Annotated in this window: 10 protein-coding genes; 9 read left to right on the top strand and 1 reads right to left on the bottom strand. The window is 56.8% G+C overall.

Annotated features, from left to right (window positions below; translation table 11 throughout):
* Positions 1–205 precede the first annotated feature (205 nt).
* Both SH421x_RS03065 and SH421x_RS03060 read left to right on the top strand, forming a co-directional pair.
* A complete protein-coding gene (locus SH421x_RS03065; RefSeq protein WP_488853919.1) occupies positions 206–1096 on the top strand; it encodes a hypothetical protein in 891 nt (296 codons plus the stop codon).
* Positions 1097–1283: 187 nt separating this feature from the next.
* A complete protein-coding gene (locus tag SH421x_RS03060; protein WP_488853918.1) occupies positions 1284–1520 on the top strand; it encodes a hypothetical protein in 237 nt (78 codons plus the stop codon).
* Between the two features lie 204 nt (positions 1521–1724).
* Here SH421x_RS03060 and SH421x_RS03055 read toward each other — a convergent pair whose 3' ends face one another.
* Positions 1725–2069, bottom strand: coding sequence for a hypothetical protein (locus tag SH421x_RS03055; RefSeq protein WP_488853917.1), 345 nt, complete (start codon positions 2067–2069; stop codon positions 1725–1727).
* Positions 2070–2481: 412 nt separating this feature from the next.
* Between SH421x_RS03055 and SH421x_RS03050 the strand changes: the two genes are divergently transcribed.
* From SH421x_RS03050 to SH421x_RS03020, 7 genes are all read left to right on the top strand, one after another.
* Positions 2482–5553 (top strand): Tex-like N-terminal domain-containing protein, encoded by a 3072-nt coding sequence (locus tag SH421x_RS03050; protein WP_488853916.1) that lies wholly within the window; start codon positions 2482–2484, stop codon positions 5551–5553.
* A gap of 128 nt (positions 5554–5681) precedes the next feature.
* Positions 5682–6170 (top strand): hypothetical protein, encoded by a 489-nt coding sequence (locus tag SH421x_RS03045; protein WP_488853915.1) that lies wholly within the window; start codon positions 5682–5684, stop codon positions 6168–6170.
* Between the two features lie 109 nt (positions 6171–6279).
* Positions 6280–7437, top strand: a complete 1158-nt coding sequence (locus SH421x_RS03040) for a DNA cytosine methyltransferase (RefSeq protein ID WP_488853914.1) — start codon at positions 6280–6282, stop codon at positions 7435–7437.
* Complete coding sequence (locus SH421x_RS03035) at positions 7398–7871, top strand: very short patch repair endonuclease (RefSeq protein ID WP_488853913.1); 474 nt, start codon at positions 7398–7400, stop codon at positions 7869–7871. Before SH421x_RS03040 ends, SH421x_RS03035 begins: the two co-directional genes overlap by 40 nt.
* A gap of 195 nt (positions 7872–8066) precedes the next feature.
* Positions 8067–8702, top strand: a complete 636-nt coding sequence (locus SH421x_RS03030; protein ID WP_488853912.1) for a hypothetical protein — start codon at positions 8067–8069, stop codon at positions 8700–8702.
* Positions 8703–8789: 87 nt separating this feature from the next.
* Positions 8790–10514: a HEAT repeat domain-containing protein gene (locus SH421x_RS03025; protein WP_488853911.1), complete on the top strand. Its 1725-nt coding sequence runs from the start codon at positions 8790–8792 to the stop codon at positions 10512–10514.
* 214 nt (positions 10515–10728) lie between these two features.
* Entirely contained in the window at positions 10729–15153 is a 4425-nt protein-coding gene (locus tag SH421x_RS03020) for a PAS domain S-box protein (protein ID WP_488853910.1), read from the top strand.
* Positions 15154–15160 lie beyond the last annotated feature (7 nt).

Raw genomic sequence — 15160 nt, 5'->3', positions numbered from 1 at the left:
ATCAACTTCTAATTGTTGCCGGTTGATGCGTTTCAGGCAAACGAGATGCGGCTCAGAACGGTTGTAGCGGTTATTCCGTGGCCAAGCATTAGGGGACCCACCGGGAATTTGGTGAAATTTACGCCTCCTCTCCATTTTTAGCTTAACTTTCAGATAGGCGAATACCGCCGGCTACTCATCCTCTTTCTTTTCGGACTTTATTCCCATGCTGGGCACAGAGCGACGAACGTCGATTCGCTTTCCGGTACTGCCGGAAAACGTAACCGGGCGATTGTTGCTCGGCAAAGAGGAGTTCCGCGTACGGCTTTTGGACGAGTCGATGGCCGGATTCGCCATTGAGCTGGAAGTCGCCAAGACACGCCTGCAAACGGTAAACCCAGAGCACGAAGAAGAGTTCTTTCTCTTTGGCGAAATCGCGCAGCTAATCCTGAACAATAGCGCCTTCGAGGTCCAGATTACCAGCGTCGGCTTTAAAAACGCTTCGCCTGACCGAAAACTCCCCCCGACCAAAGCCGTGCTGCGGGTCGGCGTCCGCATCATTCGCGAGATTTCTGCAGCCGAGTTTCATCGCGCCGCCTGGCGTCGTGCGGCGGCGATCATCTTTGTCGCTGCGTCGATCACCTTTGGCGTCTCGCTCGGGATGTTCAAAGATCAACTTTTGACAGCCACCGGCGCCGAAAAGCCGACATTTAACGCGCTGGTCGCATCGATGTCGCATGACTGGAATCAAATCGCCGGGTCTACGGCCGATCCGCGTCATGACGGCTTGCAAGTTTTGGCCAGCCAAGGACAGCAACTTCATCTTTTTGCCCAGCAACTGCGAGAGGACGCTATGCCGCTGCGAGTACAGCGGATCACAGCATTGAGCTCGCCGGAAACCTGGCAAGCTATGCAATTGAGCGAGCAGCAACGGGGAGACATTCAAAAAATACTACTAGAAGCAAACACTCATTTTGAGCGGATCTGGACTGTCTACCGCGAGTTCAAAGCAGAGCTCGAAAATCGAATCGCCAACTACTTGGACGAAGTGGAGATCCGCATTCTCTCGCACTTAACGTCCGCTCAGGCTCAATCCTGGGCGCAAATCGGACAGTAATTCTTACCGACGATTACGCGCCGCTAGCACCAGCGAGTCGTTCCGATGATGCCGAATTATTCAATATTCGGGTTTCTACCGCCGATTTAGCAGATGGAGAGCAATTTGCGCCGTCGACTCCCGCCGAGCCGGACAGCGCTGAAAATACGACCCGGACCAAGGCCACACGCATCAAGAAGGTAGAGAGATGAAACAATTCGCGCTGCTCGCCGCAGTGACCGCTATGGCGGTTACAAGCGTCGGTTGCCATCAAATTGGCGCACATCCGTGTAGAAATCCATCCAGCGTCAGCGCTCCCCCGGCCCCCGGCGGCCCAGGCGGCTACGGAGCTGGCGGCTATTCGCCGGAAGTCACCTACCCGTACTACACGACGCGTGGCCCGCGGGACTTCCTCAATCCGCATCCTTACGATATCGGCTATTAATCGTTGACGTCGGATGTCCACGCATCCGCCAGCACGAAGCCCACGTCAAGCGTCGCCAGCAGCAAGCGACGCTTGACGTATTTCTTGGCCCCTTGGAGCATCGTGAATCGCGCCACGATGATTTCGGGCGAGCTACGCCTGTTTCCGCCTCTTTGCAGGGCTTCCCTGCAAGCGGTGCTGCCTGAGATGGCGGCAGAATTGGCTTTATGGCAGCGAAGCCTGGGGCTGCAACAAGGTTTGATACGCTAGCAGAGCGCGGAACAGATCTCGCGAAACCACGACTGTTTCGTGCTCTACTTCTTCCTGAATTGCAACTCCACTGCGGCGCGCCTCTTCTAAAAGCTGGAGAAATTCCTCCAAGTCGACCACGATTTCGTTGGCGGCAGGCTGAGCCGCGCCGCTTGGAGAAAGCTCCTTCGGGGCTCCAGCAAGCGGGGGCAAAGCGGCGGCTCGTGACGCATGACCGACCACGATCTCCGCGCAATCGCTCTCGGTGGAAGGGGTCGACTCGTCCTCGGGACCAAAATAAACGCGTAATTGCGGTGTCATTGCAAAAAGTCCTAGCGACGACGGCTCGAAACGGAAAGTCAGTGCGGCAAACAGCGCGCAGACCTCACTGCCTACAGCTCGGTTTCGGCATAATTCGGCCGATATATCGCACAGAATCGCTGCAACTGCGCGGCAATCTAGACTGGTCGTTCGCCGCGCCCGCGCAATCGGCAAAGTCTGCCAAAATGCGGGCGACTGGCGGTTCAAACCGAGTGAAAAGATGCCGAGTAGGCGAATTCTGTGTGAAATATTGGACCTTGCCGCTTTGCGAATCCTTGACAACAAAATCGGTAGCCCCTAGATTGCCGGTCTGGCGTCCCATGCGCAGATGCCGCTCTGGCAAGCCCTTGATTCGCGCCGTTGCCTACTTTTTTGCAATCGCGCGTCTCCCACCTGATACCTGTTGGCCAATATGGAAATCACCGTTTCTTCCGACCTCAGCATTGTGGCTCGCGAACTGGGGCTGTCGGTCGATCAAGTTCAACGAACCGTCGAATTGCTAGACGATGGGAACACCGTTCCCTTCATTACGCGATATCGAAAAGATGAAACCGGTGGATTGGACGAGGATCAGATCCGCAAAGTCCAAGCTCGTTCCGCTGCGCTTCGCCAGCTGGAAGAGCGCAAACAGACGATTCTCAAATCGATCGAATCGCAAGGCAAGCTGACTGAAAAGCTGGCCGACAAAATTCAAAAGGCGCCAACCACCAAGCTGCTGGAAGATCTCTATCTTCCCTTCAAGCCCAAAAAACAGTCGCTGGCCACCCAAGCGCGACAACGCGGTTTAGAACCGTTGGCCGACGAAGTCATGGAAGGCAATGAAGCCGCCGCCGATCTCCAATCGCGTGCCGCCGCTTTTGTAAACGCCGAAAATGACCTTCCCGATGTCGCCGCTGTGTTGCAGGGGGTACGCCACATCCTCGCCGAAGAATTCGCCGAGAACGCCGTACTCCGAGGACGCCTGCGTAAACTGATGTGGAAGACCGGCACGCTGGTCACGCTCCGCATTGAGCAGTCAGCCGATTCATCGGACGACCATGAGTCGCACGACGACGAAGAGGATGTAGAGCACGAATCAGCAGCTTCGGCGCCTGAAACGGACATGTCTGATCCGGACGCGTCAGAAACCGAGTCGATTGCCGCCGACAGCGAAGCGGAGCCCCAAACCGATTCAACCCCCGATCAGGCAGCTGGCGAAACCGCCCAGCAGCAGATCACACCGCCAACTCCGGCGGCGCCTTCCGCACTCATCGATCCCAAACGTCGCGCCTTGCAAGAGCAACGTCGTGATAAGCGTCGCAAGCAAAAAGACCGCGAACGCAGCAAAAAAGAAAAAGCGTTCAAAGACTACTACGATTATCGCGAACCAATCTCCAAGATTCCGCACCATCGCGTGCTCGCGATCAATCGCGGCGATCGCACTCGGTTCATCCGGGTCAAGATCGAATGCGACTGGGACCGTCTCTACTCGCTGGCCGAAGAGACCGCAATTCCAGCGGGTCACTCGCAATCCGAGTTTTTGAAGCCTTGCTTGCGGGACGGCTTGCAGCGTTTGATGTTGCCCAGCCTAGAACGAGAGATTCGCCGCGAATTGACCGAACATGCCGAAGAGCATGCGGTCGACGTTTTCGCCTGCAACCTCCGCAAACTGTTGCTGCAACCTCCCGTTCACAACCGTCGCGTGTTGGCGGTCGACCCTGGTTTCCGTAGCGGCTGCAAACTAGTGGCGATGGATCAATTTGGAACGATCCTTGAGCAAGGGGTGATCCATTTGATCGGCCCCGAAGATCGCGTTGCGCGTGGCCGCCAGCGCTTGATCGAATTGATCAATCAACATGCTGTAGACATTGTCGCGATCGGCAACGGCACCGCGTGTCGCGAGACCGAAAACCTGGTCGCTTCGATTATCTCCAAAGACATCACCACTCGCGAAGTCGTTTACGTCATCGTGAATGAGGCCGGCGCTTCGGTCTATTCGACCAGCGAACTGGGACGTGAGGAGTTTCCTGATTTTGACGCAACGGTCCGCGGCACGATCAGCATTGGTCGCCGGTTGCTTGACCCGCTCTCCGAATTGGTGAAGATCAATCCGTCCAACATCGGCGTGGGACTTTATCAGCACGACGTCAAATCCAAGCATCTGAAAGAGACGCTGGACAATGTCGTTGAATCCTGCGTGAACTATGTTGGCGTCGACGTCAATCAAGCGAGTCCTGCGCTGCTGAGCTACGTCTCAGGACTTAACCAATTGACCGCGCGTCGCTTGTACGAATACCGTCGCCAGAACGGTCCGTTCACCTCACGCGAAGATTTCAAAAAGGTTGCTGGATTCGGCGAATCGGCCTTCGTCCAAGCGGCTGGCTTTCTCAAGATTCGCAACGCTGAAAATCCGCTTGATGCGACTTGGATTCACCCCGAAAGCTACGAAGTCGCCGAAAAGGTGTTGGCAAAACTTGACGCGACGATCGATCAAGTTCGTACGGTAAAGCCGACTCCTGAACCTGCTGCTGAAGCGCCGAAAGCTGCCGATCCCGCCGCTGCCGATAACGCCGTGGAAACACCAGCCGCCGGCACACCAGCGGCGGAAGCGTCCGGCAGTCCCGAAGCAGTCCCCGCAGCTCCGGAGACCACCGCGGCTGACGAAACAGTCGGCTCAGAAATAGTCGCCTCAGAAGTTGCGGCCGAGACGCCGGCCCCTGTCGAACCAGCCGCGCCCGTCGAACCAACCGCGTCTGTCGTCTCCACTTCGCCAGCACCGGTCAAAAGCGAAGTCCCGTCGGCTGCACACGCTGAGTTGGTCAAGAAGATCGCTGGCGTATCCGCTACCGAGTTCGCTGCCGAACTGGAAGTGGGCGAACATCTGACGCGAGACATTTTGAATTCGCTCTCGCGACCTGGGCGCGATCCGCGTGCTGATTTTCCGCCGCCGTTGTTCCGGCGCGGCATCATGAAGCTTGAAGATCTGCGTCCAGGCATGGAGCTCTCTGGCACCGTGCTGAACGTGGTCGACTTCGGCGCCTTTGTTGACATCGGCTTGCACGATAGCGGGATGGTTCATATCAGCCGCTTGGCGAACCGCTACGTCAGCGACCCGCACGAAGTAGTGAGCGTTGGCGATGTCATCACCGTCTGGGTTGTCGAAATCGACAAAGATCGACGACGCGTCTCGCTGACGGCGATTGAGCCAGGCACCGAGAAGCCAATTCCGGCGGCTGACGAAAAGAAGCGGGTCGATCGCCCTGATCGTCCCGAACGGGCCAAGCGACCGCCACGCGACAAAAATCGCCAAGGGAACAAGTCGCAACACGCGGCTCATGGTAAACCGAAGACGAAGACATTTGTCGCCAAATCGAAGCCGACGCCCAAAAAGCCGATTTCGGAAGCGATGAAAGAAGGCAAAGAACCGCTTCGCTCGTTTGGTGACCTTGCTCAGTTCCTGAATCAAAAAGATGACACTGACAAGAAGAAGCCGAAAGGGAAATAGTCCCGCTCGGCCCGCATGACGGAATCTCCCCAGCCGCCATGTCCATCGCCTTGTTGTTCGCGGCGCGGCGGAACGTTTTGCCTATTTCCTTCGCTCCAACCAAGTCGCCGCGTGCGACTCGAAGATTCATGAACGATTTTGAAGACCGTCTAAAAAAAGCGATTCAACGGGGTGAGAAGCGGCACATTGCCCGCACCGAAGCACTTCGCGCTCAGACGCTCAGCGAAGAAGAATGCCGTGAGCTGCATAGCAAATTGCGACTGCAACTCTCGGACTACATCGAAAAGTGCGTCAGCGTTTTGCCCAACCATTTTCCCGGTTTTCAGACCGAGACGATCTTCGGCGAAAAAGGATGGGGAGCGGCTTGTTATCGCGACGACCTGGATCTGGCCAGCGGCAAACGACGCAGTCTGTATAGCCGACTAGAAATGACGATTCGCCCTTACTCTTCGGTTCATGTCCTAGAACTGACCGCCAAAGGCGCCATCCGCAACAAAGAGACGTTCAACCGAAACTACTTTGAGAAATTGGGAGAAGTCGACGTCGACACGTTCACCAATTTCATCGATGTCTGGGCGATTGAATATGCCGAGATCTACTCTGGCGCCAAAAGCTAAACGCATCGCTCGCGAAACGTCATCGCACCCTGCTAACGGACGATTGAGCATTTCGCGCAACTCCGCGATAATACGACCTCGAGATTCGCTTTGACATCGGAAGTCGATTATGTCCGCACCAGCGCCGCGCACGTTCGCCGAATTCTTTGCCGGCATTGGTCTGGTTCGCCTAGGACTAGAGCGGTCTGGTTGGGAAGTGCTGTTCGCCAATGACATTGACGCCGCCAAGCATCGCCAATACGAAGCGCATTTTGGCTCCGATGAAGCGTTCGCCCTGGGAGACGTTCATCAGCTAGATGCGGCGACGATTCCGGATGTGACTCTTGCGACCGCGTCGTTCCCCTGTACCGACTTGTCGCTGGCCGGCGGACGCAAAGGACTGGGCGGGGCTCAGTCATCGGCCTTTTGGGGCTTCTTTGAAGTGCTCAAGCGACTCGGCGGTCGCCGACCGCCGCTGGTGCTGCTAGAAAACGTCCCTGGCCTGCTAAATTCGCACGGGGGCGCCGACTTTACCGCAGTACTATCCGCTCTCAATGATCTCGGCTATCGCGTCGATCCGATCATGCTAGACGCCAAATGGTTCACTCCGCAAAGCCGATTGCGATTGTTTGTGGTCGCCAAAGCGGTCGAGGACGAAGCAACCATCGCGTCCGACCAGCTGACCCCTTCGCCGCTTCGTCCTGCGAGTCTGGTGAACTTCATCCAAGGCCATCCAGAGATCATCTGGAGCTGCGCCAGCTTGCCGGATCCTCCGACGGCAAGTCGTGAGAAACTGGCCGACATTTTGGAAAAGCTCTCCGATGACGATCCCGCTTGGTGGTCCCAAGAACGAGCCGAATATCTGCTGAACCAAATGAGCCCTCGGCATCGCGCCGAGGCCGATGCGATGATCTCGCGCCGCCGCTGGACCTACGGTGCGGTCTTTCGCCGCGTCCGCCGTGCGGCAGATGGCGAGAAACGCTCGATGGCCGAACTGCGAACCGACGGGCTGGCTGGCTGCCTGCGTACGCCCAAGGGGGGCAGCGGACGGCAGATCTTGTTCAAAGCGGGCTACGGGCGATACGCGGTGCGTCTGTTGACGCCGCGCGAATGTGCTCGGCTGATGGGAGCCGGCGAATTTTTGATCAGCGGATCAAACAATGACGCCCTGTTTGGCTTTGGTGACGCCGTCTGTTCGAGCGTACTGACCTGGATTGGTGAAAATTATCTAAACCGCCTAGCGTCCGAATGTCTCTCGCCTCGACAGCTGGAACTCTTTTGCCGGTAGCGCGAATGTCCCGCTCGACCGATATTTTTGATCCCGAAACTCGCAGCGAAATTATGCGGCGGGTTCGGTCCCATGATACTCGTCCAGAGCGGATTGTCCGCAGTCTTGCGCATCGCCTGGGCTACCGCTTTCGGCTCCGACGGAGCGACTTGCCGGGGAGCCCCGATTTGACTTTTCCTGGCCGCTGGAAAGTAATCTTTGTACACGGGTGCTTCTGGCATCAGCATGCCTGTGCCAGAGGTCAACGTCCGTTGCCGAAACAGAACGCCGATTATTGGCGTACTAAGTTAAGCAGGAATCAACAGCGTGACCGCCAAGCCCTGAAAGCACTGCGAAAACTGGGGTGGCGAACGCTAATCGTGTGGGAATGTGAGACAAAGCAGGGGAACTGGTTACGATTGGCCCAAAAACTGCATAGATTTTTGGCCGATTAGACCGAGAGATGCCCGAATCCCGTCGGGGGGGAGGATGAAAAACCTGGATTTGAGCCCGGTTTAATTGCTTTCGTCGACGTATCGGGTATTCTGGAACTAATGTCTTCTCAAACCGCGAAGACCACCTATTTCCCCAAAGCCTATCTCGCGATCCAGGTTCACTGAATCGTAATCGACTTACTCGAGGGATGCGTCATGTCGTTTCGACTACTCTTGGCTATCGGCATTGCGTCGGTGGTAGCTCAAAATGCATCGGCCCAGTGGTACTACAACACCGGCGCCCAAGCTGCAACCGTTGAGGAAAGTCAAGCACGCGGCTTGGCTGACATCGTTCGTGCTCAGGGTGAATACAACCTGAACACTGCTCGTGCGGCAATCGACATTGAAGAAGCACGCAGCCAATACATTGAAAATCGAAACCGGGCCCAGCAGGTCTATTTCGAGATGCGTCGACGCAACGATGAGTTCCGCGCTGAAAAAGCAGGTCCTAAACCAACCGCCGAACAGATCTTCCGCTTCAATCAAGAGCGAGCGCCGCAACGTCTGGCCGCTTCGCAGTTAGATCCGCTGACGGGCGAAATCAACTGGCCATTCATCCTGACCGACAAACCGTATGACGAGTTTCGCGAGAAACTGAATCTGGCGTTCGCCATGCGTGCTCGCGAAGGCTCCTACGCCAATGTGGACGAGTTTCGCAATGTTACCGCCACCGCCGATGGGATGTTCGAAGAACTCAAAGTGAGAATTCGCGAATACTCTCCGCAAGATTTTGTCGACGCCAGCAATTTCATGCGATCGCTGGTTCACGATGCCCAATTCCCGTCCGGCTAACCGCCAGACGGTGACGCAACCGACGCTCCTCTGCTGATCCCCTCTCATCCCATCGTCGCAGTGACCTACTTTTCTGCGGAGTTTGCAATGTACAAACGACTGTTGTTGTCCCTAGCCCTGCCGTTGGCAGTTGCTTCGATCGCCTGGGCCGATGCCGCCGATTCGATCAAGAATCTGTCGGACGATGGCCCAGCAGCGGTTGCTGCGGCAGACGCGCTGGCGCTTCATCCTGATGCGGCGGACAAGGCTGTACCAGCTCTGATCACGGCGATGGGAAGCAAATCGGCGGAACTCCGCTGGCATGCCGCGCGAGCTTTAGCCGAATACGAAGCCGCCGCCGCTCCGGCGCTCAACGCGTTGACGAAGGGGCTGGATGATCCCGACGCCGAAGTGCGTGCCTACAGCGCTTACGCGATCGGTGAGATCGGCGAAAAAGCGTTGCCTGCCGTTCCGGCACTAATCAAAAAAATCACCGACAAAGAAGCGATCGTGCGCCGCGCAGCGATGGGCGCCGTCCGCAAGTTGCCGACCGACTCGAACGAGACTCTGCCGCTGATCGCCAAGATTTTGGATGATGCAGACCCAAGCGTCATCGTTCCGGCACTGCACACATTGGCCGAAGCGGGCAAAAAATCGTTGCCTGTTCTGAAAAAAGCTCTTCAGACCGAACGGGGCGCCTATTGGGCCTGTTTGATCGCCGGCGAGATGGGCCCGGATGCCGAAAGCGCAGCGCCCAACCTGGCCGAAGTGCTGAAGTCCCACAAAGATCCTGATACCCGCATGCAGGCAGCCGTCGCCCTTGGCGAAATTGGCCCCGGCGCCAAGCCTGCGGTTGGCCAATTGGCCGCTAGCTTACAAGGAGACGATTCGATGGCCGTTCGCTACGCATCGGCGTATGCGTTGGGCGTGATCAAAGATGACGCCGCTGAACCGGCCCTGGAATCGGCATCCAAATCCAACGATGAATTCATGCACATGCTCGGCGAATGGGCGATTGCGCGGATTCATCCCGAAGACGCCGAAGCGGTCAAAGACGCCGTCAAAGATCTTGTCGCGGGAATGAAGAACAAGAACCCCAACATTCGCGCTGCAGCGGCTCGCTGTTTAAGCGAATTAGAAGCTCCCCGCGAGTTGCTCGCGCCGGTCTTGCTCAATGCACTGTCTGACGCCGATCCGACGGTCGTCGTGAACATTCGAGATTTGATTGTCACGCTCGGTCCAGAAGCGACTCCCCGTTTGATCAAAGCCCTCGAAATCGAAGGGTTAAGAATGCATGCGTTAGCGATCCTTCGCCAGCTTGGTCCTGCGGCCAAAACAGCGATCCCAGCCTTGATCGAAACCTTGCAAGTTTCCGATGAGGAAGTCCAAAGCGAAACGCTGATGGTTCTGGGTGGACTTGGCGCGACGGCGGCTCCCGCTACCGAAGCAATCGCCAAGTTCCTCAACAACCCCAGTGCCGGATTGCAACAAAGTGCGCTCTACGCACTGGGTAGCATCGGAACGGCAGCCAAGCCGACGATCGCTCAGATCGTTCCTCTGCTTGAAAGCGACATTGAGTTTACCCAAGTAGCCGCCGGCTGGGCGATTGCTCACATCGATCCGACCAGCGCCGCCGCGTCAAAAGCAACTCCGGTTCTCGCTGCAGCCTTATCGACGGGCTCCGATCTGGTTCGCCTTGAAGCGGCCAAATCGCTCGGCATGCTCGGTAAACAAGCTGCTCCGGCCAAAGAGGCTTTGTCGAAAGCGGCGAGCGACGACAAATCCGAGGCGGTTCGCGCCGCAGCCACAGACGCACTCACCAAAGTGCAATAGCCCCGTCACTCTCGCTACGCAGTCCACGAAAAGCCGCTCCTTCAGTTTGAGGGGCGGTTTTTTTTTCTCCCTACGATAGTTCTGAACTTACCGCACTCTCTCCTGCTCCCGTTGGTTGATCGCTTCAAGCCGCATACGATAGCATGCAGCCGAGTCCCTTTCCGTTACCATACTTTCCATTTTCCGGCGGTTCCTATTCACGCTGAGAATTGTTGTGCCAAGAATTCTGCAATCCGCCATCCTTGGTTATCTAGTAGCGATCGTCGTATCGGCCGCGTGCTTTGGCCTTGGGCTGGTTCTGGCCAATCAGCTCGGCGAGTCGGCAGGCATGATGCTGCTGGTCTTGGCGGTGCTGATCGCTTCCTGGTGGGGAGGACTCTACCCCGGCCTACTCTCTACGGCCCTCTGTGTCGCCGTCGGCTGTTACTACTTTCTGTCTCCCCTCTTTTCGCCGCGAGTCGACAGCGCAGTTGACTTGCTCCGCATCGCTCTCTTTTTTGTGATCGGGGTGACGATTGCGATTGTCAATGAGGCGAAGCGCCGAGCCGTCTTGCGCGAAATCAAACGCCGCGAAGAACTTCGCTTGATCATGACCAGCATCGGAGATGCTGTGATCACAACCGATGTTGACGGCAAGATTACGGGGCTGAATCCTGTGGCGGAAGAGTTGACCGGTTGGTCCACCCCTGAGGCCGTCGGTCGGCCGCTGACGCAAGTGTTTCGCTTGGTGCACCAACACTCGCGTATAACCATTGACAACGTCGCGCTGCGAGCCGCCGCCGAAGAAGTCACGGTCGGCGCCGCTACCGATTCGATCCTGATCGCTAAAAATGGTCGCGAGTTGCCGGTCGAGGACAGCACGGCTCCGATTCGCGACAATACCGGCGCCATCATCGGCGCTGTGCTGGTGTTTCGTGACGTCACTTCACGGCGCAATACCGAGCAACGGCTGCAGTCGAGCGAAGAACGCTTTCGCGCGTTGGTCAAAGCCACCGCTACGATCGTCTGGACCACCGCGCCCAACGGCAAGATTATCGAAGACTCGCCAACTTGGCGAGCATTCACAGGCCAAACCTTCGAGCAGTGGCAAGACAGCGGTTGGCTCGACGCGGTCTATCCTGACGATCGCGAGCGTACCTCGGCAAGCTGGCGCAATGCGACGGCCGATCGGTCCGCTTATCAATGCGAATATCGGTTGCGGCGGAGCGACGGTGAGTATCGCTGGACTTCGGTCCGGGGAGTTCCGGTCTTAAACCCGGACGGCAGCGTCCGCGAATGGGTCGGCATGAACGTCGACATTACTGAAGAGCGAACCGCCGCCGAAAGGGTGCGCGAAAGCGAGCTTCGTTATCGCCTAGTCAGTGAAGCGGCGAACGACGCCATCTGGGACTGGGACCTCCATACAAACAAGGTTCGCTGGAACGAGGGGATTCTTCGCAATTTCGGCTATACCAAGTCGCAAGTTGGCGCCGACGCAAGTTGGTGGAAGGCCGGCATTCATCCCGATGATCGTGTGCGGGTTATTGACGGAATTCATCAAGCGATTGAGGAAGGCCAGGATCGCTGGACCGACGAATATCGCTTCCAAAAAGCGGATGGCGCATACGCCTACGTCTTCGATCGTGCGCGGATCGTGCACCATGATAAAAAACCGATGCGGATGGTCGGTTCGCTGCTCGACCTGACCGAACGCAAGCGAAACGAACAGATCCTGGCCGAGCGCTCGCGACTTGCGGCCATGCGTGCCGACATCAGCGGTTGCCTCACAACCAGCGCTCCGATGTCCGAGGTCTTGCAGCTTTGCGCAGAAGCGGTGGTGCGTCATCTTGATACGGCGCTGGTCCGCATTTGGCTAATTGACGACTCTGAGCTGGCTTTGGTTTTGCAAGCCAACGCAGGCGAACGAAATCATTTGATCGAAAGTCATCAACGAGTTACCTGGGGCGAAGGCAAGATTGGCTGCATCGCCCAACAGTGCCAACCGTTGGTGACCAACCAGGTACCGTTGGATCCCAACCTGAGCGATCCACAATGGGCGCTGCGCGAAGGCATGGTCGCATTCGCCGGCTATCCTCTGACCGTCGAAGGACGCGTACTCGGCGTCTTGGCTACCTTTGCTCGACACGAGCTGTCTGACGCGACCCTCAGCGACTTGGCCCCGCTGGCCGACGCGATTGCTCAATACGTTGTCCGTAAACGGGGCGAACAGATTCTCGAGCGTCTGACCGCCGAAGCCGAACGTGAGCGCCGACTGTACCGCACGATTCTTTCGACCATCCCTGACCTCGTCTACGTGTTTGATCTGCAGCATCGCTTTACCTATGCGAATGACGCCCTGCTGAAAATGTGGGGACGTACCTGGGACGAAGCGATCGGTAAGGATTGCTTTGAACTGGGCTACGAACCTTGGCATGCCGAAATGCACGCGCGCGAAATCGATCAAGTCGTCGCCACACGTGATTCAATCCGTGGTGAAGTTCCTTTTGTTGGCTCCTCTGGCCGTCGTATTTACGACTATATTTTTCTCCCGGTGTTTGGCTCGGACGGCGAGGTTGAAGCAGTCGCCGGCACCACACGTGACATCACCGAAATAAAAGAAACCGAAGAGGCGATTCGCGAAAATGAAGCCCGGTTCCGTCAGTTGGCCGACGCGATGCCGCACATCGTCTGGTCCGCCGGCCCGGATGGAGAAGCCGACTATTTCAACAATCGTTGGCATCAATTCACCCAATTCGAACGCGGCGCCGATGACGATCGCAACTGGGAGCATTTACTGCCCCCGGATGACCTGAAAATGTTTCGAGCCACTTGGGATCAAGCGGTTCGCAGCGGAACGCCTTGCGAGCTGGAACATCGTTTTTTTGATCAAGCCAAGAACTCGAACCGCTGGTTTCTTACCAGAGCGGTGCCTGTGCGAGACGCTGGCGGCGCCGTGATTCGCTGGTTCGTTTCCAGCACTGACATTCAAAGGCAAAAGCGGACCGAGCAAATCAATCGCTTTCTGGCTGACGCCAGCGCTTGCTTGACCGCGAATCTCGATTACGAAACAACGTTCAAAGAATTAGCGCGCATCGCGGTTCCCAATTTCTCCGACTGGTGCGCCGTGGATCTGCTGGACGAATCAGGCCAACCACGTCGTGTGGCCTTGATGCATCAGGATCCGGCGCAAATCGAACTTGTTAATCGTATGAACGCACTCCATCCGCCACAACAGGATGATAAGTTCGGCATTTTGAATATCATCCGAAATGGAACATCAGAACTGTTAGAGACTGTCGCTGACGAAGGTCTCCAGGCGGCAGCGCGCACTCCAGAGCATCTACAGATTCTACAGTCCTTGCAATTAAAGTCTTACATCGGAGTCCCCTTGATCTCGCGTGGTAAAACCATCGGAGCGCTAACTTTCAGCATGGCCGAATCAGGGCGCCAATTTGATCACGAAGCTTTGCGCGCCGCCGAGGATGTCTCGCGCCGCGCCGCAGTCGCATTCGAGAACAGCATCCTCTATCAGCAGCTGCGCGAAGCCGATCGACGCAAGGACGAGTTTTTGGCGATGCTCGCGCACGAACTGCGAAATCCGCTCGCTCCGATCCGTAGCGGCATCGACATCCTAGAACTCGACTCTCCCCAAGACGCCGCAGTCCTCGACGCGATGAAAGACCAGGTCGAGCACTTGGTTCGCTTGGTGGATGACCTGTTAGACGTCTCGCGAATCATGCGTGGCAAAGTCGAGCTTCGTTCTGAGGTCGCTTCGATATCTGCTATCGTCGAACGCGCTGTGCAAGCGGTGAAATGGCTCTTCGACGAGAAAGGGCATCAACTGACCGTCGAATTGCCAGAGGAGCCGATCCCGATCTTCGTTGATCCGGTTCGCATGGTGCAAGTTGTGAGCAATCTGCTGAACAACGCCGCCAAGTACACCGACCCACGCGGTCACATCCAACTCGTCGTACAACGCATCGACGACAAAGCGCAGATTCAAGTCAGTGACGACGGCATCGGAATCGAGCCAGAGCTAACAGCTCACGTTTTCGATTTGTTCACGCAGTCGTCACGCGCCTTGGATCGTGCGCAAGGGGGACTCGGCATCGGGCTCACATTGGTCCGCAATCTGGTCGAAATGCATCATGGCGCTGTCTTTGTCAAAAGTAATGGAACAGGAAAAGGAAGCCAATTTATTGTGGAACTGCCAATCTCTGACGCTCCCCTGCCGACCGAAGTCAAGCTGGCCGATGACGCGTCCAACATCTCTCGCCGTATTCTTGTCGTGGACGACAATGTGGGGGTCGCTCGCATGCTGTCACTACTGCTGGGTAAGCTCGGCAAACACCAAATCGAACTCGCCCACGATGGCCCCACCGCGATCGCCAAGGCGACTGCGATGCGACCGGAAATAATCTTTCTGGACATCGGCTTGCCCAACATGGACGGCTATCAAGTGGGCCAACGACTTCGAGAAGACCCAGAGCTGGATCAAACGCTGCTCATTGCGCTGACAGGCTACGGCAAAGAAGAAGATCGTCGCAAATCGGCCGCCGCCGGATTCGATGAACACTTGGTGAAACCGCCGGCCCTAGAAACGTTACGCAGTCTCTTCTCGCATTCCAAACTGAGCGACGCAGATTCTTCACTCCTCTAAAGTCCCA

The sequence above is a fragment of the Blastopirellula sp. SH421 genome (assembly GCF_057808535.1).
Note: the sequence above shows the minus strand (reverse complement) of the source record. Positions and strands in the feature narration are given on the sequence as shown.